Origin of the sequence: Bacillus sp. RB3, assembly GCF_030164735.1 — a bacterium.
Lineage (GTDB): Bacteria > Bacillota > Bacilli > Bacillales > Bacillaceae_G > Bacillus_A > Bacillus_A cereus.
Genome location: NZ_JASNGE010000002.1, coordinates 143,967 through 164,686, shown reverse-complemented (window position 1 = coordinate 164,686; position 20,720 = coordinate 143,967). Strand labels below are relative to the sequence as shown.

Below are 20,720 nucleotides of genomic sequence, written 5' to 3'. Positions count from 1 at the left end.
TCTCCTTTTAACTATTCTAGAAAGTTAAAGGCAATTCCTCTAAAGAACGCATTAAATAGTTACCTTGCCATTTAATTTCTTCACGATTCCCTTTTATTTGTAGTTCAGGCATTCGATTAAACAAAGTAGTAATAGCAATCTTTGCTTCTAACCTCGCAAGTGGAGCGCCTAAACAGAAATGGCTACCATGACCAAAGGCAATATGACGATTATTTTCCCGAGTAATATCGAATACTTCTGGGTTTTCAAATACAGTTTCATCACGATTTGCAGAAGCTAAGGCAATGACAACCATATCTCCTTTTTCGATTGTTCGGTCGTGAATTTGAAAAGGTTCCGCTGCCCATCTTGCAGTTGTAACCTCAACTGGAGAATAATAACGCAATCCTTCCTCAATAGCCGAATCAATTAGTTTTGGATTATCTTTTAATAACTGTAATTGATTTGGATTTTCAAGAAGTGCTAATACCGTATTTGTAATTAAATTCACTGTCGTCTCGTGTCCTGCTACAATTAATAGCATTATCATTGAATATAGTTCCCGAGCGCTAAGTTTATGCCCTTCACTCTCTGCAAGTATTAAAGCACTCACTAAGTCTTCTTTTGGCTCTTTTCGTTTAATATCAACTAAATATTGAAGATATGTAATAAACTCAGATAGTTGTTTTTCGGTCTCTTTTATTTCTTCAGGTGTTTCTGGTGATGCAATAACAGCATGAGACCAAATTCTAAATTTCGCTTGATCTTCTTTTGGAATACCGAGCATCTCACTTATTACAATAATCGGTAATGGAAATGAATAATCATCCACAAGATTTAATGTACCTTTTCGCTCTATATCACTTATCAAATCATCTGCTATTTTCTCAATTCTTTTGTCTAATTGTGCAATCATCTTCGGTGTAAAAGCTTTTTGAACTAAAGATCGTAAACGACTGTGGTTAGGTGGATCTGAATTTAGCATATGTGTTGTTAAGTGGTCACTATTATCAACGGAAAGATACATGTTCTTTATATCTTGAGAAAACACATTTGTCCAATCTTTTTTTAAACGATTATCTTTTAAAAGTGGCAGAGCATCTTCATATCTAGTAATGAGCCATTCTTTACCGATTTCAACTTGGTTTACAAATAATATAGGTTGTTTTTTTCGCGATTCTTTATAAATTTCATACGCATCTTCTTTAAACTGAGCTGAAGCTAAATTAATGCCATCCTCTATGCTTAACCCAACTTTGTTTTTCATTGACATTGTATTCCCTCACTCTCATTTGTTTTTGAAAATCAACCCAACATATGCATTATACTCTAATAAAAACGTGAAAATTGTAAATTTTTAATCAAAATCTTACTTCGTATATTGAAAAATAAAAAAGTGAGAGAGTAAAATCGTTTCACTCTCCCACTTCTCTTTATGCGAAGCACATAAAATTACTAATTTGTTGATAGCGATAACTTACTTTACGACGACGACCACCTTGCCACGTGTAACCTGACACTCCATTTCTTCTCACTTCAGTCGGGAAGAACCATAAATCTCTTCCGAAAGGACCAGGACGATGTAAGCGTAAATAGCCCCATCTTCCTAGACAGTTACACATCCATGATTTCATATTACCTGGTTGTGCTGGAGAAGCAAATGTAGACGGTAACGACGGCGCTTGTGACGGAGGTGGTGACGTTGGAGCATCTTCTGCATCATCTGGTCTGTAATCTTCTTGTTCAATATCTCTCACTTCATTTGTAGGTTCATACCCGTAGTCATGTGGATTATAATACATCGCTTGATCATATGGATAATTTTGTTGGTTATACATATTAACAAATCACCTTCTTTTCATTCATTACCTTTACCATTCATATGTGATATGCCCTCTCTGGGAAGCTTATGTATAGCCCAAATTCAACTTAAAAAGCTCGTATTATTAAAAATACGAGCCTTTCAAAAATAGAATGTGTTTATTATTTCCTTAACTTCACACTATAAAAACGCATTTCATCTATCGAACCTTCAAATTCAAATACTTCTTGTTTAATTAATTGTTTCAAGCGATATTCTAAGAAAGTATCTCCAACTAACTGTTCAACAAGACCAAGTGCTTCACCAATTACTCTAGGAGCTTTAAGGAACTCTCGATCAGCACCCACACTTTTCGCGCATTCAATTATAAATTGATCAAAATAATCTTCCTGTACAGAATGCACTTCATTTTCTTTCCAAACTCTTAAACATTCTATGCTTTCCGATAATCTATCCCACTCATTTTCAAACTTCATGCGCTTCTCTTCAGTTAAATAAGGTAGCTTTATAAAACTTTTTTGGAATAGAGCTAAACTTTCAGGTGGTAATTCTCCCGTTCCACGAATATCATACTCTTGTTTTAATATTTCTCTACTTGCTTCAGACGTATTAATAACTCGAATATTTTTCTTATCCTTTAATTGTGCCATTACAAAACTTAGGCCTACATGTTCATGTGCATTATCAGCCTTCCAAATTGTAATAGGCATTTCAACAGGAATAGTATGTAGTTCTTCTATAGTTGCTATAAATCTTGATAAATATTCTTCTTCAAAATAACTATCATAAGCAGTTAAGTTATTTATTAACCACTTCTGTCTTACTAGTTGCCCCTCATTCGTATGCAACCTATATATCGGTCCAATTGAAAAGAATTCCGAAAAAGCAACAACACTCTCTTCAAATAATTCTTCTTGACTTAACATATATTTTAAGCAACCAGCCGTTGAATCATCAAAAGCAATATGTACGTGCGTACTTTCTTTTACATTCCTTTTATAAGTAGGATTACTCGTTAATTGTTTCGGAATATCCATCAAATTTTTAATTGTATCTTCACTGTAGTTTTCTTCTAATAAGTTTAACTGTATGAGAATACTTTGAAGTAAATCTTTAGCCTCATCTTCGTACATATCCTCTACAGCATTTTTAATTTTATCTATCACACAAATCCCTCTATTCATTTCAAAAATAACGTAGATTATAGTGTATCATTTTAGTATAGTTCTTTAAAGTCAAATCCAGATTACTACAGCAATCTGGATTTTCAACAAAAGCTCTCCTTATATTTTTGAATTGCTAAATATTTTACTTTGAAAATCTTTGTATCTAAATGTATAATTATATAAAAACAAAAATATAGGAGCTATATTTATGGAGAAAGTACTTACTAATTATAAACATTACTTAAAAAATTGGAGATTTATATTTATTTGCATACTACCTGCTATTGCCTTATTCGTTACTTTCTATGTCATCTTCGAACTACTGTTTCATCAAAATTTCTACTTATCTAACTTAATTTCTGCTATCATATTATTTTTAATATTTATTAACGTTAAAGATAAATTTAACATTAAAGGCTAAAGAACACTATTTCAAAATAGCCCTTTATTATTGCATCCTACTATAAAATAAGACTCGTAGTAGATTTTCATAAAAAATAAGAGCACCCTGCAATTGGATGCTCTTATGTGATTAGAGGTTTTTTCTGAGTATTAAGTAGGACACGAAGATCTTGTCCTACTATATAATATATGCTTGTACTTATTATTTCGTGCATGTATTAAGAACCATGTTCAGGTACTTAATATATGCATAGTCATTGCTATAAAATCTACTCAAATATTTACTGTACGATTATCATATTTATAAATTAAAAAACATCCCTAATGGATGTTTTTTATCTAACATTTTAAGCTTCCATAAACTTAGCCGGTACACCAATTTTTTCAACTACAGAAGATATATTAGTAGGATTAATCATTACATTTTCAATACATACTAATTTATTTTCTAATATCCCATTCTCTGTAGTAATAAGTTCTTTAAACCGATCTAAAGTCATTGAGAATTTATGTTCACTTCCACCATTCATACTAACTTTTACATACTTCATAGTGTCACCGCCTTTCATAATAATTTACATTTCGACAAGAAGGCGCTTACATCCTTTTTATTTACTCTTAGATTTCTCACGTTTACATATATGTTGAGAAAAGAAACTACTATTATTCACTCACAAAATTATTGCTAATAAGAAAGATAAAGATAAAAATGCACAAAGTGGAATATATAAACCGGTATCCATTCTTGCAAAGTGCGTATCTTTTTGTCGTTTAAAGATACCAAAATAGTTAAACTCACCAATCACTCTAATAGAAAAGACAATCATACAAATCCAGGAACCGACTTGAATAATAACATTAGGAACTGCAAAATGAACAATATTTGCTTGTTGCAACAAAATTATTGCTGCCATACTTAATAATAATGCAATGAACAATGTCATTCCGGCGCGAGGTGTAAACGCCTTTTCCCCTGATTTAGTTGGAATAACACTATTTGTCCCCCAATTACCTCCGAAAGCCCAATATACATGTAAAAAGCTAACTAAGAATAATATGCAAGCAGATATATATGTAATGATAAGCATTTTATCCTCCCCTTATTTTAGTTCCTATCTATAAAATATGCTATTCCCCTCCGCAATAGCAACCTTCATTTCATTACATAAAAAAACCGTAATGATTTATCAATATTAAGATAAGTCATTACGGGGTTATTAAACTTCATTATGCATTATACCTATTTCTTCGGCGTTCCATCCTTGTTTGACCTTGAACTGCATTTTCTTTGTATGGATCTATTTTCTCTGTCATTTCATATGTTGCAGCTGGTTCTTCGTACTTATATTCATGGATTTTTTCTGGCATTTTACTTTTAGATTCTTTCCCACCAAACTTAAATAGTTTCATCCTTAATTTCGGTAATCTTGGAAGACGAATCTTAAATGATAATCTTTTGCGTTTCTTTTTTGGTCCAAGTAGATTTATATTTTCTTTATTATTATCTTTCTCTTTGCGGTGAATGAACATCGCAAGTAATCCTCCTATTACAAGTCCTCCAATTAATAGTAATATATATACATAATGGCTTGTCATTAAACTCGTTATGCGTTCAAGTATGACTAACGACTGTACTTCTTTTATATCCCATAGTAAAGCGGCCCATAATGAGAATAAGCCCAAAGTAAGTCCATATGTACGAAAACGGAATAAACATGGAATTAACGCGACACATGCAGCAATTTTCGCATTTGCTATGATTGAGCTTGTTGAAATATCTTGATGCCAAATAACTAACAGTAATGTTATAAATGGCGCATACGCTATCCAACTGCATATACGTGAATACATCTTTTTAGCAAAATAACTACCGAAACTAGTAAAAAATAAAAGTCCTCCAATATATATAGATTGTTCTAGAGGGATTTGCTTTGTAAGTCCTGCAATTGGAAAGAGGCCGCTCAGTAGCATTAAGAGCACATCTAATTTCTTCACAATTCCCCATTCCTTTCAAATTTTTTCAATTAATAAAAATCGTTTTTCCATATGAAATAGTTTTTGTATTTCTAAAAAACATATTAATCCTGTCTGCACATAAAGTAAATATGTAAACGAAAAGATACTTGACAAAGGATATCCTTATTTACATGAAAAAATGACAAATCCTGATCGATATAACGAGCAGGATTTGTTTACTAGTATTTAAAGTAGAATAATTGAATCTTTCTTTTCTACTTTTATTACATCTACATCCAATTCATCATCAAATTCTTTAAACTCTCTTGCATCTATGTCAGTAATATAACTCTTTATTACCTTTTCCATATGCATGGAATATGTCATGTGTACATTCTTTTTCGAAAGCATACTAGAATTACAGCACATGTAATGTATCATTTTAGCGATATAATCCCTTTCTACAGGTTTTACACCTAATGGTAGAATTTCAAGTATATATCGCTGAAAAATCCCACTACAATTAAGTGAATATTCACCAGTGCTATAATACATCCCTTTTTGATCTGCATATAAGCCAATGCTATCTAGAGCATCATCACATTCTATTACACCGTAACTTGGTACATCAAAACCTGTATTTATTCTAATAATATTTAAATTTGGAACCTTTAACACCTCTGGAACAATATCAGGTAAAATATCTGTATTAATTTCTTTATTTTGTAACTTTTTTATCCAATACCTTCTCAAATTTGCATCTACAATGAAGTAAACTTGTTCATTTTGTTCTTTTGCATATTTTACAATTTCCATTAATGTTTCGGAAACATATTGTTTAAAAAGAGCTCCCATATCATTTCTCTTTGATGGTTGTGGTAAAAATGCATTATGTTTATTTATATTTAATAATACGTAATCAATCGTTTGCCATTCTGTATTCCCATATAATTTGTATAAAATTTCTTTTCCTTTTATTTTTGAAAGAATAGGTAAGAAATCAAATTTCGATATTCGTTCAATTGATAAATTAACATATATACAAGGTAAATTTATCTTATTCCAACTACGTTTCAAAAATCCTTTTTGCTCTAATAAACTAAAAACACTATTTACAATTGTTTTACGCGATACACTTTGGCCTATAAATAAATTAATAAATGTTGAAATACGGTTTGCTCGTGCAAATCCCTCTCTAATGATTTGTTTTGGATCAATTTTTTCTCGTCCATCACAATTTTTCAATGCGATTAATGCTAATGTCGCATAACTGCGCTCGCCCGCGGTAGCATAGACAGCTTTCGTAACATCATCTACAAGATTTGTTTTATATTTTTGGCAATATTGCATTTTATATGGATTTTGTAACACCTTTTCAATATTGTATCTCACAATCTTTAATAACACTGGAAAATCTGTATTCAATACATAAGAATTTTCACCAACTTTAGTCAAAACAATTTGACTCTCAAGTAATGCTTGTTCTATTTCCAGCACTATATTTTCAGACCAAACTTCTAATGTTAATGTCTCTAATCCTTTTGGTGCAAATAAAGGAAATAATTCATTTTTGTTATTTGTTGCTATCTTTTTACATTCTGGAAGTATTGTGAAATAAGAGAATTTACGCTGAAATTCTTTAAATAAATACTCTCTTTCCTTTACTTTTATACCCGGTTCTATTTTAGTACCTTGAACTTTATAAATTCTCTCATTGTATGGAAATAACACCCTTTTATTTTCCCCTACAATATAATCTTTCGGATATTGGAGAATATGGTCTAAATCCACCTCTCCCCCTATTTGAAAATCATCTTTTAAATTTCTAAATATTTTAATCCATTTCATACCGGTTGTAGCTTGTTGTATTTTTAGTTTTACAAACCGTATTTTTTTATTATTTGACGCAAACTCTGAGGTAGAAATCAATATCATGCCTCGTTTCCGTCTTAAAAGTAAAGGAATATCTGGATGATTATATTCTTGATATTAAGACTATTTTTATGAGCATTTCGTATTAGTGTGATTTAACTGATTAAAGCTAGTTTCAAAGACGACATATCAGCGATAATTTATGTCTATTTTGTATAAGTGTTAGCAAGTTTGTTTGCAAACTTGTTAGCACTTTTTTATATTTCTTCTATTAATTATATATTAGGCTTTTGATAAATAAATCCAACCTCTTAGGACAAGTATCCGTTTCGCATTAGTAAAAAATTAATATCTTAGTAATAGCTATTAACTATTAGCTAATTGATAAGATGGGAGATGTTTTTTTGTCTGAACGTTGTAAGAAGTGTGGACATAGACATTGTAACTGTAGGTGTTATAAAGAATGTAAAACTTGTGTACAAAAGGTTGTTATCGAGGGGGCACCGAGTGTATTTTCACCGGCTTTCGGAAATTTTTATCAGACTAACTTTGTCACATTGGTCATGAACCAACCCATGCCTTGGAATGCTACAGGGCAGACATCTGGTGGAGTAAATCTTGACTCTGATGGAGTGACTATCCACGTTACTCAAGCTGGGGCATACTATATTGATTACTATGTAAGCGTGAATTATAGTCCCAATACTCCTGGTGGTGACAGGGATTTGGGACTATTCATAAACGGGGTGGAAGTTCCCAACAATCAAACGCGATTTGGAGTTTCTGATTATGAAGCCGATCGTAATGTTTGTGCCACTGTTTCTGGTGGATCTATTGTATTTATCCCAGCCAATGCTACTGTTCAACTGAGAAATGTATTAGATGAAGTTATAGATACTTGTGATGGTAGAAAACTTGCGGCATCAATTAATCTAATTAAATTATCCTAATTTCAAATTACACGATGTATTAGAAATTAGAGACATGATAAATATGTTATCTATAAGTTGCAAAAGCACCCTAAAGTGGGTGCTTTTTGTTTGCAAATATCCTCTCCTGTTGAAGCTACCTCCTTTTCAAGGTACAGTGGAAGTCAATGTTAAACCATAAATAACATATTTTCCAAAATACTACCTAGGATAAACTTCAAGTGTTAAGCAATTCGTTTTAAAACATGTTATTACTTTTTATACTCTTCTGTTAAAAACCTTCATTGTATCTCTTCTATTACACATCACACTCACTGCCATTATGATGCAAATCATCAATTAAAGAAACAATTTATAATAGTCACTTCCTTAACGTACAGAAATTTTTTCTTTTTCAAATTTTTCTTAGGCTGTAATGTTAGTGTTTTGTTGGTACTACCCCATGCCCATCAAGCCAAAAATTTATAGTACCCCAAAACGAAATTTTTACTTTTCTGCATTTTATTATAAGCGTTGATGACATAACATTCGAAAGCGGAAGTTAATCAACGAGGGTTTAATCTCAATATTTTCTTGATTTAATGATAATAGAAGATGGTCTCCGTTTTTCATTTATTAATTCTGGCATTTTTTCTAATCCTGTTGGAGTTGACTCTGGCTCAATAATTTTCTCAATTACAAAACCGTTGTCTATAAGAGTATTAATTAATGTTGAAATTGTTCTGTGATATTTAACAACACCATCTATCCACCAATGTTCCTCCCTTTTTCCTTCTTCCTGGTAATTATCTAATGCCCAATGCAATCTGTTTCCATTATTATCCTTAAACCAATTATTCATTTCCTTTCGAGCTGTTACTATTGGATGTTCTGTTGAAAAGATAAATTCACCATCATTTTTTAACAGATCTCTTATTTTCTTAATTAGATGTGAGTAATCTTCTATGTAATGTATAACTAAAGAACTTGTTATTAAGTCGAATTTTTGATTTGGCAAATTAAGTTCTTCTATTGGTACACACATATAATCTATTTTTTCGTTTTTGTTATACATTTCAGCTTGTTCAATCATGTTTCTTGAGATGTCCACTCCTATAACTTTCGAGGCACCATTTTCTACACAGTACATAGAAAAATGACCAGTTCCACATCCCAAATCTAATACAGACTTATCTGTAAGATTAGCAATTATAGATTTAATTGCTGGCTGTTCAACAAAATCATTAAAGGTAAATCCATTTTCACGTAATGACTTATAATTTTTAAAGAAAAACGGATTATCATAAATGTTTTGTTTCATTATATACCTCCTATAATACAATCTATATTTTTTATATTCTAGCGGGCATCTAAAAATTCCTATATTAACCAAAATAAACTTCAACTAACCTGCTATTTAGTTGAATAAGGAACAGTGTATATCCTATACATGTTAGGTTGACATAACGTCTCATTATCGGTAGCAAGGGAAAAGGTGGAATCTTATTCTCACCAGAAATTGGCCTTTTTCTTTCCCTATAATTCTATGCATCTTTTTATACATTCCTATTCTGGCGCGATTTTAGGGCTCTTCCTTTTACCTACACTTGCCCTTTAGAAAAAAGAAACAACCTCTACTATAGTTGATAACCATATCCTCCAAGGTGCCATTTATTTCACTTATGCTTTGCTAAAAATTCTGTTATGCGACGATATACATATATTTCATTTTCTTTTTTTGAAAATCCATGTCCTTCATCGTCTAGTACTAGGTACTCTACATCCACTTCTTTTTCTTGCAGCGCTCGAAAAATTTGATCCGACTCCGACTTTACAACTCGAGGGTCATTTGCCCCTTGTATGATAAGAAGCGGTTTTTTCATTTGATGTAAATATGTGATTGGCGAATCTTTTCTAAGCTTATCTTTGTCTTTCTTAACATCACCAATTAAATTAACTGCAAGTGGCTTCCAATTCTCAGGCATAGATTCTATAAAACTAAATAAATCACTAGGGCCAAAAATATCTACGGCTGCACGGAAATACTCTGAATGACGCCCGTAGAGTAATAAAGTCATATACCCTCCATAACTACCGCCTACAACGAATAATTTATTAGGAGTTGAAATACCCTGTTTAAATAGCCATTCTATTCCTGCTACACAATCTAATCGAGGGGCTTCTCCCCAATCACCTTCAATCATTTTCGTAAATGTTGAACCATACCTTGTACTACCTCTAAAGTTTGGAGCGAAAATAGTATAACCTTGCCCTAATAAATATTGAAACATTGCCCTGAACTTTTTCGTCTCAGCACTTTGTGGACCACCATGAGGCCAGAATATAGTATATCCATTTTGCACTCCTTTTTTAGCTTGGAATAACAGTGCTTCTATAATTAGCCCATCAAACGAAGAATACGTAATCACATCAGGCTCCACAAGAGAATCTTCTGAAAGCCCAACTACATGGTTTCTAGTCAGAGTTATCCATTCGGTACTATTAGACTCCTTACAGTAGATATTCGCTGTTTTCGTCGCACTCTCACCCAATAAGTATAAGTTTCCAGACTTAGCGACATGAATTTGTTTGATTGTATCTACTGAAGTATCTAATAAAGTTAGTTCTTGCTTACCCCATTCAAATCTATATAATTTATCGGTAACACCTTTGGCAGTAACGATGTAACAAGTTGCTGATCCTGGGTGCCATTTTATATCAGATATGTCTTCACTTTCTATTTTGCAAAATTGGCTTGAATTTCTTTTCATTCAAATCAAAAGAAGCTACATAGGAAAACTCCTCTTCATAATTTGTAACAAAAATCACTGTATTTTCATCGACATAACAAACGGATGCTATGGTGTGCTCTAGCTCGCTGGAAGGTACTATACAAGTGAATTCTTCTCCACTTTTCACATATCCTACATTATATGTATTACTATATGACATTAAAACAATGTAATTTGTTTCATTCGGGCTCACTGCCTTCACATATGTAGGTGTCTCTGTGCCGGTAAACAGGAGAGTATCTTCTTTTGTACGTATATTATAACAACGAGAGTTTAAGAACCTTGGGTTATCTTTACTTGTGACATAGTATAGTCTTTCCCCATCCTCTGTTAAATGCACATAATAATCTTTCTCTCCTGCTGGAATCAACTCAAGCAATTCTCCACCCACTGGTTTCAATGCATAAATATGATAATTTTCATCTCCATCTTTATCAAATCCAGCTAAAATAAATCTATTCGCGGGATCTATTTTAATAAAATTACTTGATTGATTACAATATGTTAAGGGATAAGGGTATAAATTAGGTAAATCTATCGACCATAAATTAAAATGCCCATTTAAGTTTGTATTGAAAAGTAATCTTCTTTCATCTTCACTAACCGTAAAATCACTAATACTATATGACCTGAAAAATTGCTCAGCATTTTCTTTCGGAAATTGAATCATATTACATCCTCCATCCTATTTTTCTTTAAAAAATCCAGAAATATATATTATTATTCGCCATTCCCATATATACCCCTTTAGACTTTCATTAAGTTCACTTTTACTTTCTTGTCACACTCTCAAATGTAAGATTTATAAAGTTTATTATTAAAAAATTACATACACCCTTACAAATACATCATACTTAGCTGCTAACTCTTCCAGTTTCTTTTCTTTGTATTTGGTATGTATGAAGAAATGAAGTACTATTATTTTTCTATTTTTTTCATTCTAAAAATACCTTTTCGTTTCATGAGGCTTCATTTTATACATCATATTAATAGGAGAAAACATACATGCTACCATTTGAATCCATATTCAAAAAACAGAATGATAAAAAAGACTACCATAAAAACCCACTCATTACTATAAAAAATACATAATATAATTGCGAACGTATAAAATTCAGATTTAATTTAAGGGGGAAAATTATCAAATGTCAAATGAACCGTGTCCAATTATTGCTCCGTGTCCAGTTGTCAGTCAAACACAAACACCTTTATCTAATGCACCAGCAGAACCTATTGTTACAGTAAATCCTATAATAAAAGTTCCAGTAGTTTTAGCGGAGAGAACACTTCAAATTGTTGTAGAAGCAGATGTTCCATTAGATCCACCAGCATCTGAAATTAAACGTGTTTTAAAAAATGTATTTTTAACACAAGGTAAATTAGTTCCTGTAGCATTTACTCCAGTAGAAGGTACGCCTTATCGTCGTGTTACAAGAGCAAAATTATTTGTATCAGGTTATATTCGTAAAAATATTGAATATGCATCTGGTGAATGTAATGCAGCTTTATATGATCGTATTGCTAATGTTCCTTTTTCTGGATTTGCAGATTTAACAGAAGGTGATTTTTTCACTTTACCTTTAATTGCAGCTTCTTCAGATACAGCCTCTCATTTTATTAATCCAAAGGATGGCGATTTACCTCGTTTGGATAAATACTTCTTCGAAAATCATGTAGTTTATAACGAGCAACCTACTGTTGAAATAATCAGTGCTAATTTTTATGAATTAGATTTTTCTCCATGTCCTACAGCGTTAGAAGCAACATTTGATGCTTTACGTGAAAAAATTGTGTTAGATCTTACACTAAAAGTGTTGCAAGTACAACAAGTACGAGCTGGTATTGTTTAATAAACAGAAAAAGACATTATCTTCTTTATAGAAGATAATGTCTTTTTTGTTTTGATAAAACATACATAATATTAACAATGAGTGTATATAACTGAAATGGATTTAGTTATAAATTCATCGGATGGGATGTGTTTTACTGATGAATAAGCCATGGTCTGGTAATAATATGGGGCATAAAATTTATAACATTAAAAATTTAAATGAGCAATTAGTTTCAAAGAAAAAACAAAAAAAAGTAAAAGAGAAAGTAAAAGAGAAAGTATTTTCTGAAATGAGGCAAAGTAATAGAGTGAATGCTATGGTGGTAAAAATACCTTTTTCTGTTGTGTCAGAAGTAACAAATTTTTTGACGAATCCTATTTTAAGTGAAAGAAGGCAAGAAGTGTTTCTATTTGAAAATAACAATACTAATAATGAATTCTGTGAATTAGAGACACAATTAATAACTACCTCAAATTATTATTATGAAGAGCCCTATTGTAAAATGGTTTCTTCTAAGATTTTTGAAAATAGAATTCTTTTCGAATTGGATATAAAAAAAAATACGAGTGATATTCCAAGAATAAATAAAGTAGAATCATCGTGGGTTCCTATACACAATAGCATAGTAAAGAAAAAAGAAATAGAATTTGAGAACTATATAACAGGTGAATTACCAATTGAATTGGGTAGATATAAAACAGAAATTAGCTTACAAGAAGTGATAGATTTTAAGAATAGGATTATAGGTTTTCAAAACATTTCACAAGATGTAATTTTAACTGAAAGTAAATTATTGTTATCAAAGAGAACAGAGAGAGCAAATTCGCATTCAAAAGAAATTGTAATAGACAAAGGTACTTTATTTGTGAAGGGACATATTCTTCAAACAATTGAATGTCTTATAGATAATAAACAATCTCGTGATAATTTTTATTGTTTAATGCAGAATATAGAATTGGAAATAGTTATTAAAATTTTACAAAAACAAGAGCTGTCCAATTGATTAAGGACGGCTCTTGTTTTTTTACTTCATAAATACATAAGCCTCATTTGCTGTTACATAGTATAGAGTCCATAATCTTTTTTACTGATAATCCACGATCACGAAGGATTTTAGCTAATAACTCAACGTATTTATCATAGCTACGTTTGAATTTCTCGCAATCCCTCGTTTCGCATAATTCTGCTTGAACAAATCGTTTATTTGTTTCTGATCCTGCACCATAAGCAATGTATTTCCTATCAACTTAACACTAAGGCTTTATTTGCATGTCTTACCAAACATGCAAGAAGAAGCTGTTAAAAACTTTGATAAAAGCATCTTTGGATAACTAATGTTTGCAATTTATAAAAATGGGTTATACAAACGTTGTTATATCAAATTTTGATTAACCTATCATCTTATATTTCTTCTATTACATACACCTTCACAAAAACATCATACTTAGCTGCTAACTCTTCCAGTTTCTTTACTCTGTACTGTGTAACTGAAAAAAATGAATGACTGGCACTTTTCTGTTATGCTTCTGTTTATAAATTTGCGTAAGTTCTTCATATTTTTTTAACTTCTCTTCATTCACTTTCATTTTCTGCGACCGATCTACCTCAACTGCATGAAGTATGCCTTCTTCATCGCGAAACTTCACATCAGGGATAATCCTTTTCTTCTCACCATTTTTCTATATTCTATCCTTCCCCTACTTTCAGAAGCTTCTACAAATCTAAGTTCTTGATAACCAGATAAACTACTACAGAAATCAAATAAATTAGAAAACCTTTTACTCTCTTTTTTCAACTTTTCTACACTTTGCCTTCCAAAATCATAAGCATTCAATTAAACGCCTCCACTTATACAAAATATTAGTAATCCTTTTTAACAATGAACTATCATTTTACAAATTATTCCTTCCATTTATATTATACACTAACAAAAAAGCTAACATTATTTTTAAATGTTAGCTCAATAAATAAGTAATTTACTCTCTCAAAAAACATTTTAAATTTATATAAAATTCGAGAGAATATCGTAATATTAGTCATCCTCTGAATGAATCTTGATTTGCTGCATCTCTCCATTTTCAAACCACAGCATGTAATATTCATTATATCTTCCATTCACATTTCGGTATTTTTCTCTAGCCTTAGGTGTTGCCTCTCTCATAACTCTTACAATCCATACTATAGATCTTTGTTCACTTTCTAAATTCTTTAATAACTTCTCTTTATTAACACATAAGTACGATTGTTCATCAAACCATGGTTCCCCTGCTATTCTATAAAAACCAACTTCTTCTAAATTTTCGTTATAGAATTCATATCCATCTCCACCAGTAATATTTAAGAGGTTTCGTATATATTTAGATGGCATAATATAATATACATCACCAAATTCAAGAAAATGAGAAACACACTCCGTTGCTGTATAGTTAAAAAAGTACTCTTTAAAATCTTTATCTTTAAAAGTGATTACCCTTTTAATAGCATCGACCTCTTCAATTTCATCTAAAAGTAAAACCTCTTTTGGAGTTATATAACACGAGTTATCTATTGTAGCATGGGCATCAGAAATATCATTAAACATGCTTAATAGATATGGCTTTTTGTTTAAAAAATCACTTTTAAAAATTGAAAGGTATTCCTTATCAATTATTACTGAAGTAATCCACATATTCGTTTCTCCACCAGTTTGATTTGACAAGGAGTGATACCCAAATAATGATAAAACCTTATCTGATTCCTTCTCATTTTTTTCATCCTTTAAACAAATCCAATTTTCCAGTGTAGGCTCTGGGGTATCTTTCATCCATAAATTGATTGCTTCTTCACTAACTACTCCCTCTATCTCCGGAGAAAGATTCTCTGGTAAATAAAGCTCTGTCTGTTTTCTTTTCTCTTTTGGATCAATCTGAGAGATTTCTTGTAATGAACTCGGAAAATCTGAAAGAAGGGTATAATTTTCTATAATAAAAGGTGGTTTATCATAACCTCTAAATAATAAGTTATCAGCTAAATATCCTAAAATTTCATTTTTGGCAGTCCAAATGTATTTTTCACAAAAACTCATTACTCCACTTTTTGCACCATGTGTAGCCGCATGGAATTTCCCAAGAATGGCCGAGTCAATCCCGACAATACGTTCTTCACCATCTGAAGAAATATATGTTGAAAATATATCTTTCTTCCAGCCTTGCTTCATTAGATAATTATAAGCAGCACAAAGTATAAATTGATCAGAAGTAAGATTTTGAACATCATACTTCTCCATATATCGATTCAATAACTTTTCAGCTTTAATATTATATTTTAAATTAAGAGTTTCTTTGCTTTCAACTATTCCCACATCATTTTTCTCTTTAATGTTGGAATTACTATCCGAATCAGTATAGTCTTCTAAAGAATCAATTCTCAACCAAAAATTTTGTTGATTCTCATAATAATCAACAAGTTTATTCAATTTTATTTTGATTTCTTCTTCCAAATCCTCTACTTTTAATAGTACTTTAACTTCATCTAACTCAAAATATTCTGCTAATCCAGCTATTTCATCCTTTTCATTCTCAGAACATACTTTTTCTGGATAAAAGAAGTTCGAATTAATTGGGTCAATTAGTACATACCTTGATAAATCGTAATCAATTGGTCCATATCCTCCCATTCTTGATCCGGTTCTTGCAGTAATATCTATTGGTATATCCATATTATTAAAGTAAGGTGGACGACATCTTTCAATAGTTGCCTCATTAATATATCCTTTTCTATATGCACTTTCCAATATAGAACGAGTATAGTACCTAATCGCGATATTGTTTGTGAGGCATGTATTAGCATCAGGGTAAACAAATTGTATTATCCAATCACAAAATAATTTAACAAATTCTTCATTCGTTTGATTTGCAAGAACACTTCCAGCTGCAATTGAATAAATGTCTTCTTGCATTTGCATATCATTAGTTTCGATTACTAATTGAAACAGCTTAAAGAATTCTAACGGCTGACTAACCGCCCATTCTCCTAAAGTTGCTCTATACCTTACTCTTTCTGAATTATTTACAGTTGTTAATAACCATGCATAAATTAATGGTAAACCATCGAAAGAATCATCGGCTTTTAATTGGAAAGTTTCATGGTCTAACTGAATAGAAATACTAGAAACCCACTTTTCATTAATACCATACACTATGTTACTTGGGACGGACCAAATTATATCTCTTTCAGCAGGTAGGCTGAACTCCATCATATAATCATGTAACATCTTACTACCAAGTGGATGCCCTTTAACCCGAGATACTACTTTAATTAAAGAATTAACAATTTTCTTTAAATGTTCAGCATCTATTCGCATTACTTCAGCGATATATTCTTTATATTTTTCAGCTGCAGTAATAGAAACATTAGCTAAAGTAAAACATGTTAAAGACAATCTTTTCGAATCTGAAAAAGCTTGTTTTATACAGCTATTTTTTGATAGAAGATATGAATATTCTTCCATTAACAAAATTGCAAGCATCATTATTACACCATTTTGTTTCAGGAATTGCCCAGGTATTTTCATGTCATCATAATTATGTCCACTTTCATATAATCTAAGTGCAAAAATATAATCAAATATGGGTTGCATACCAATCGAAAATATCCTTTTTGAATCACTGAAGAAGGATTCTGAATATTCCTCAAAACTTTGAAGTAATCCATAGTTCTCTAAGTACTGTATCAATGAACTTACTATTTCCTGACTATTAATCACAGGGATTGAATCAATCAATACTTTTTCAATCTCAGAAAGAGGTATTCGCTCCTTTTCAATAAATAAACTTGAGATTGCTATTAGACTACTTTTAATTATATGACTATTCCTTCCAACTTTTAAATCGTGAGTTTTAGTAAATTCTTCTTCAAGTATTTTTATTTTTTCTTTTAATAGATTTGTTATAGTCATAGCTGTACTATCTATATTGCTCACATTTTGATTCTTATAATTCTCACAAAACAGTCTTAAACTTAATGGTGACTTTAAGCTCCATTTAATCCAATTTGAACTACCTATATCTACACCAAAGTGATTAATATAAATTGAGAAAAGTTGATTTACTGGCACATCTCCAGTTGATTGAAGCCTAAAAATATTTTCCAGCAGATTATCTGCATGTGATATAGATTCAAATACATATGGTCTACTTGTAACACAAAACTTTATTCTTGAATACACTTCTGTTATACTGCTAGCTTCACGAAGTTTTTCTATCCATTTATCATATGGCCTCGACTCATCTAACCCTTCTATAAAAATAATTACTTTAGGTACTAATTTAAATTCATTACAAATATTTTTATATAATTCTATTGTTTCATTTCTATAAGATAAAGATTCAAGCCCTCTCCAAATCTCTACTTCTCCCCAGTTACTAGAGAGACCTAAGACATTTGTCATAATATCTTTCCAACTACTAGAAGGATTTATATCCTTAGCTCTAATTAAAATAGGTATATGAAATTCTCCCTCAAAGATATCCTCAATGGCACCCGCAATCCCGTGAGTTTTACCCACTCCGGGATTACCAACAATTACAAAAAGATTTTGATTTAGTGTGAATTCCATTTCAGATAAAATTGAATAAAAATCATGTAATTCGAATTCAGTTATATGTTTTTTTATTTCCCTAATATGAAAATAACGCTTATCATCAGAAATATTTCTTTCATCTAATATTGAGTAAATAAAATCTATATCAATTAAAAAATCATGATAACTAAGTAATGTTTGATTTAGTTTCTCTTCTACTAGAATTTCAATTAATTGGGCAACCTTACCCTCTATGTCTTCAAACGTATTTTTTATTTGAGCTAGATTGTCAAGATCTGACCTATCTATTTTCCTAAATTCAATAAATTCTACATAATCGTCTATCGAACGCTTAATACAATTACATAATTCTTTTATATTTTTTAATTGAACAAATATATTTTTTCTAGTTTCTGAGGTACCTAAGTACTGTAATACCTGATTGTTAATAGCCCCCTCTTGATGAAGGTTAGGTATATACTTTTGAGAAAGCCATCCACTTCTCTGGCGGTTGTAAGAATATTCCAAACTCTCATAATTCATTTCAGACTTTTCAAACCAATATCTATATATACCGTTAGCCTCATGTTGTTGAAGTTGAAATAATATCTTTGTTTCATCCCACAGGATTATTTCTAACAATGGATATTCTTCTTTAATTGCTTTTTTTAATGAATCCCATCTAGTTGATTCTGTATTAGTAACAATCTTACCATCTTTTCCTTTTTTTATTGAATTTAAATCTCTAGGAATACATACAATATATCGGATTAAATTTGGTCGAACCTCCATTGCTGTTTTAATAGATTTTTTTATTTGAGTCATTTGACCAGCGGTTATACTAGAAGGAAACCATTTAGCTTGTACACCGACTATTGAACTGTCTTTTAAAGTAGCGAATGCTTCTACTCCACCGTCACCACCACTTCCGTTAACTACAGTAACTGAATCTAAAGAATATTTATATTCTCTTTTACACCAAAGTTCAAATAATTGATTACACATAGTTTCAAAAGCTTGCGTCGGGGCATCGTTATAAGTTTGAAAATGTTGCCAATTCAATTTTCTCACCACTTTCGTATGTTTCATTTCATATAGGATTACCATGAGCTTATTTAATAAAACTTTACTCAATATCTAATATTTTTATGTACTGATAAAATAATTTTATTATCAACTATTTTACTTCAATGAGATCTCTACATTTTATTGTATATGAACTGTTAAATAAAAGCATCTTATAATTCCATTTAATTAACAACCTTTTAAAATTCTCCTTAACTTTAAACCTAGATATGAACTGTATCTTTAAAAAACTTAGCAAAAATATACTTAGACATACAAAAATCTCCTTATATCATTACAGATTAATGTACACAGATAATGTACACTCCAAAATTAGTTGCTAAATATTACTATCATACGCATCTTATTTATGTACAGATTAATCTTTAGTATTCTCAGTGCTACCTTACTCATTAAAGGATTAGGTCCAATTCCTATCGTGCATTCAATTCGTGTTTGAGCATATATTTCACGCTTGAATTTCAATGCGAACTCATACGGAGCGTTAGCAAACAAATGTATACTATCAGTAAAAATTCATCGATGGAATATTGATGAAAATCCTCAATTGGAACGTATTGAAGAGCCAATTTCGTTATGTAGTTTGAGCATTTAATTTATGTTCCCATAATTGGATTCACAACAAGAATATCCTTTCGACGAGGAATCTCATAGGCTCTTGCCATTTTCTTTACGCCTAACTCTTTTAATGGTGGAGTTGCAGCCAAAACAATTGAGCCACTCCTATTCACATCACCAACTACAGCTAACTTGGTATGTAGAGGATCTAATCCTATCTTGATGCACGATACACTGGCATAAAACGAACGAAGATCTACACATAAAGCAATTCGATTTGGCAATATTGAATAGTCACACACTGTCATTTCCTCCTTAAACAACAGAATGTTCGTTCTAATTAGATGCGAACCAACGTTCTTTTAGAAAAGTTTTTTAAGAAGGTATTGGATAAAAATATAAAAAGCTGCGCAATAAGGTGGCTATATATTTTTTTGTATAATATTCACCTAACATTTCCATAATGCTAGTGGAGGTGTTAGGTGATGGATGATTATTTTAATAATGGTGTGGAACTTTTACTCGATAAAGATACCTTTTTGGAAAAATACGGTTGTGTAAAAATAGAATACAGAGAATATGAGAACCGAAGATATTATATTTATGCTTTCGATAACGCCCTGCCAGAATGGGATTTTAATACAGGAAAGTTACTCATGGTTACACAAGATGAAGAAATTATAGATTCGATAAAATCACAAGTATTCTTTCTTGAATTAGGGAGTTTTTTTGCAAAGAGTGTTTTAGAAAAAAAGAGGTAGAAAGATTATCTAACACAAAAGAAACA

Annotated in this window: 15 protein-coding genes and 6 pseudogenes; 6 read left to right on the top strand and 15 right to left on the bottom strand. The window is 31.2% G+C overall.

The features are described 5' to 3' along the window. Positions 1-16 precede the first annotated feature (16 nt). The 3 genes from QO049_RS03710 to QO049_RS03700 all read right to left on the bottom strand — a co-directional run bounded on the left by QO049_RS03710 (position 17) and on the right by QO049_RS03700 (position 2,967). Positions 17-1,252 carry a cytochrome P450 family protein gene (locus QO049_RS03710; protein ID WP_000062125.1) on the bottom strand — a complete coding sequence of 412 codons (1,236 nt, stop codon included), beginning with the start codon at positions 1,250-1,252 and terminating at the stop codon, positions 17-19. Positions 1,253-1,412: 160 nt separating this feature from the next. Beyond that, positions 1,413-1,817 carry a hypothetical protein gene (locus QO049_RS03705; protein WP_000282680.1) on the bottom strand — a complete coding sequence of 135 codons (405 nt, stop codon included), beginning with the start codon at positions 1,815-1,817 and terminating at the stop codon, positions 1,413-1,415. A 145-nt stretch (positions 1,818-1,962) separates the two neighbouring features. Continuing rightward, the gene (locus tag QO049_RS03700; RefSeq protein ID WP_284489168.1) at positions 1,963-2,967 is read right to left on the bottom strand and encodes a DUF1835 domain-containing protein; all 1,005 of its coding nucleotides are present in this window, start codon (positions 2,965-2,967) and stop codon (positions 1,963-1,965) included. 208 nt (positions 2,968-3,175) lie between these two features. Here QO049_RS03700 and QO049_RS03695 point away from each other — a divergent pair, with 208 nt between their 5' ends. Next, positions 3,176-3,388, top strand: a complete 213-nt coding sequence (locus tag QO049_RS03695) for a hypothetical protein (protein WP_000416828.1) — start codon at positions 3,176-3,178, stop codon at positions 3,386-3,388. Between the two features lie 328 nt (positions 3,389-3,716). On the opposite strand, the gene QO049_RS03690 is transcribed toward QO049_RS03695, so the two are convergent. The 4 genes from QO049_RS03690 to QO049_RS03675 form a co-directional block, all read right to left on the bottom strand. Further along, entirely contained in the window at positions 3,717-3,920 is a 204-nt protein-coding gene (locus tag QO049_RS03690) for a hypothetical protein (protein WP_000878372.1), read from the bottom strand. Positions 3,921-4,040: 120 nt separating this feature from the next. Beyond that, positions 4,041-4,457, bottom strand: coding sequence for a DUF3995 domain-containing protein (locus tag QO049_RS03685; protein ID WP_000905571.1), 417 nt, complete (start codon positions 4,455-4,457; stop codon positions 4,041-4,043). A gap of 139 nt (positions 4,458-4,596) precedes the next feature. Further along, positions 4,597-5,364 (bottom strand): DUF3959 family protein, encoded by a 768-nt coding sequence (locus tag QO049_RS03680; protein ID WP_246962982.1) that lies wholly within the window; start codon positions 5,362-5,364, stop codon positions 4,597-4,599. A gap of 207 nt (positions 5,365-5,571) precedes the next feature. Continuing rightward, a complete protein-coding gene (locus QO049_RS03675) occupies positions 5,572-7,254 on the bottom strand; it encodes an RNaseH domain-containing protein (RefSeq protein ID WP_246962980.1) in 1,683 nt (560 codons plus the stop codon). A 347-nt stretch (positions 7,255-7,601) separates the two neighbouring features. Here QO049_RS03675 and QO049_RS03670 point away from each other — a divergent pair, with 347 nt between their 5' ends. Beyond that, complete coding sequence (locus QO049_RS03670) at positions 7,602-8,147, top strand: hypothetical protein (protein ID WP_246962978.1); 546 nt, start codon at positions 7,602-7,604, stop codon at positions 8,145-8,147. Positions 8,148-8,688: 541 nt separating this feature from the next. On the opposite strand, the gene QO049_RS03665 is transcribed toward QO049_RS03670, so the two are convergent. The 3 genes and pseudogenes from QO049_RS03665 to QO049_RS30900 all read right to left on the bottom strand — a co-directional run. After that, complete coding sequence (locus QO049_RS03665) at positions 8,689-9,426, bottom strand: class I SAM-dependent methyltransferase (RefSeq protein WP_000812398.1); 738 nt, start codon at positions 9,424-9,426, stop codon at positions 8,689-8,691. Positions 9,427-9,781: 355 nt separating this feature from the next. Continuing rightward, a pseudogene (locus QO049_RS03660) lies at positions 9,782-11,567 on the bottom strand (S9 family peptidase). A gap of 147 nt (positions 11,568-11,714) precedes the next feature. Next, a pseudogene (locus tag QO049_RS30900) lies at positions 11,715-11,828 on the bottom strand (replication-relaxation family protein); the annotation flags it as partial. A 214-nt stretch (positions 11,829-12,042) separates the two neighbouring features. Between QO049_RS30900 and QO049_RS03655 the strand changes: the two are divergent. Both QO049_RS03655 and QO049_RS03650 read left to right on the top strand, forming a co-directional pair. Beyond that, positions 12,043-12,747, top strand: coding sequence for a CsxC family protein (locus QO049_RS03655; RefSeq protein WP_135238834.1), 705 nt, complete (start codon positions 12,043-12,045; stop codon positions 12,745-12,747). 139 nt (positions 12,748-12,886) lie between these two features. After that, complete coding sequence (locus QO049_RS03650) at positions 12,887-13,732, top strand: DUF7852 domain-containing protein (RefSeq protein ID WP_284489167.1); 846 nt, start codon at positions 12,887-12,889, stop codon at positions 13,730-13,732. Between the two features lie 51 nt (positions 13,733-13,783). On the opposite strand, the pseudogene QO049_RS03645 reads toward QO049_RS03650, so the two are convergent. Continuing rightward, positions 13,784-13,973 (bottom strand): annotated as a pseudogene (locus tag QO049_RS03645) (N-acetylmuramoyl-L-alanine amidase); the annotation flags it as partial. Between QO049_RS03645 and QO049_RS30895 the strand changes: the two are divergent. Next, positions 13,971-14,060, top strand: a pseudogene (locus QO049_RS30895) (tyrosine-type recombinase/integrase); the annotation flags it as partial. The pseudogenes QO049_RS03645 and QO049_RS30895 overlap by 3 nt on opposite strands. Before the next feature lie 70 nt (positions 14,061-14,130). On the opposite strand, the pseudogene QO049_RS03640 reads toward QO049_RS30895, so the two are convergent. The 4 genes and pseudogenes from QO049_RS03640 to QO049_RS03625 all read right to left on the bottom strand — a co-directional run. After that, positions 14,131-14,408, bottom strand: a pseudogene (locus QO049_RS03640) (replication-relaxation family protein); the annotation flags it as partial. Further along, complete coding sequence (locus tag QO049_RS03635; protein ID WP_284489166.1) at positions 14,372-14,563, bottom strand: hypothetical protein; 192 nt, start codon at positions 14,561-14,563, stop codon at positions 14,372-14,374. The pseudogene QO049_RS03640 and the gene QO049_RS03635, both read right to left, overlap by 37 nt. A 198-nt stretch (positions 14,564-14,761) precedes the next feature. Next, on the bottom strand, positions 14,762-19,351 hold the full coding sequence (locus QO049_RS03630; protein WP_284489165.1) for a P-loop domain-containing protein: 4,590 nt from the start codon (positions 19,349-19,351) through the stop codon (positions 14,762-14,764). 393 nt (positions 19,352-19,744) lie between these two features. Beyond that, positions 19,745-20,235: pseudogene (locus QO049_RS03625) on the bottom strand (Y-family DNA polymerase); the annotation flags it as partial. A gap of 183 nt (positions 20,236-20,418) precedes the next feature. Between QO049_RS03625 and QO049_RS03620 the strand changes: the two are divergent. Continuing rightward, complete coding sequence (locus tag QO049_RS03620) at positions 20,419-20,694, top strand: hypothetical protein (protein WP_284489164.1); 276 nt, start codon at positions 20,419-20,421, stop codon at positions 20,692-20,694. Positions 20,695-20,720: the final 26 nt, after the last annotated feature.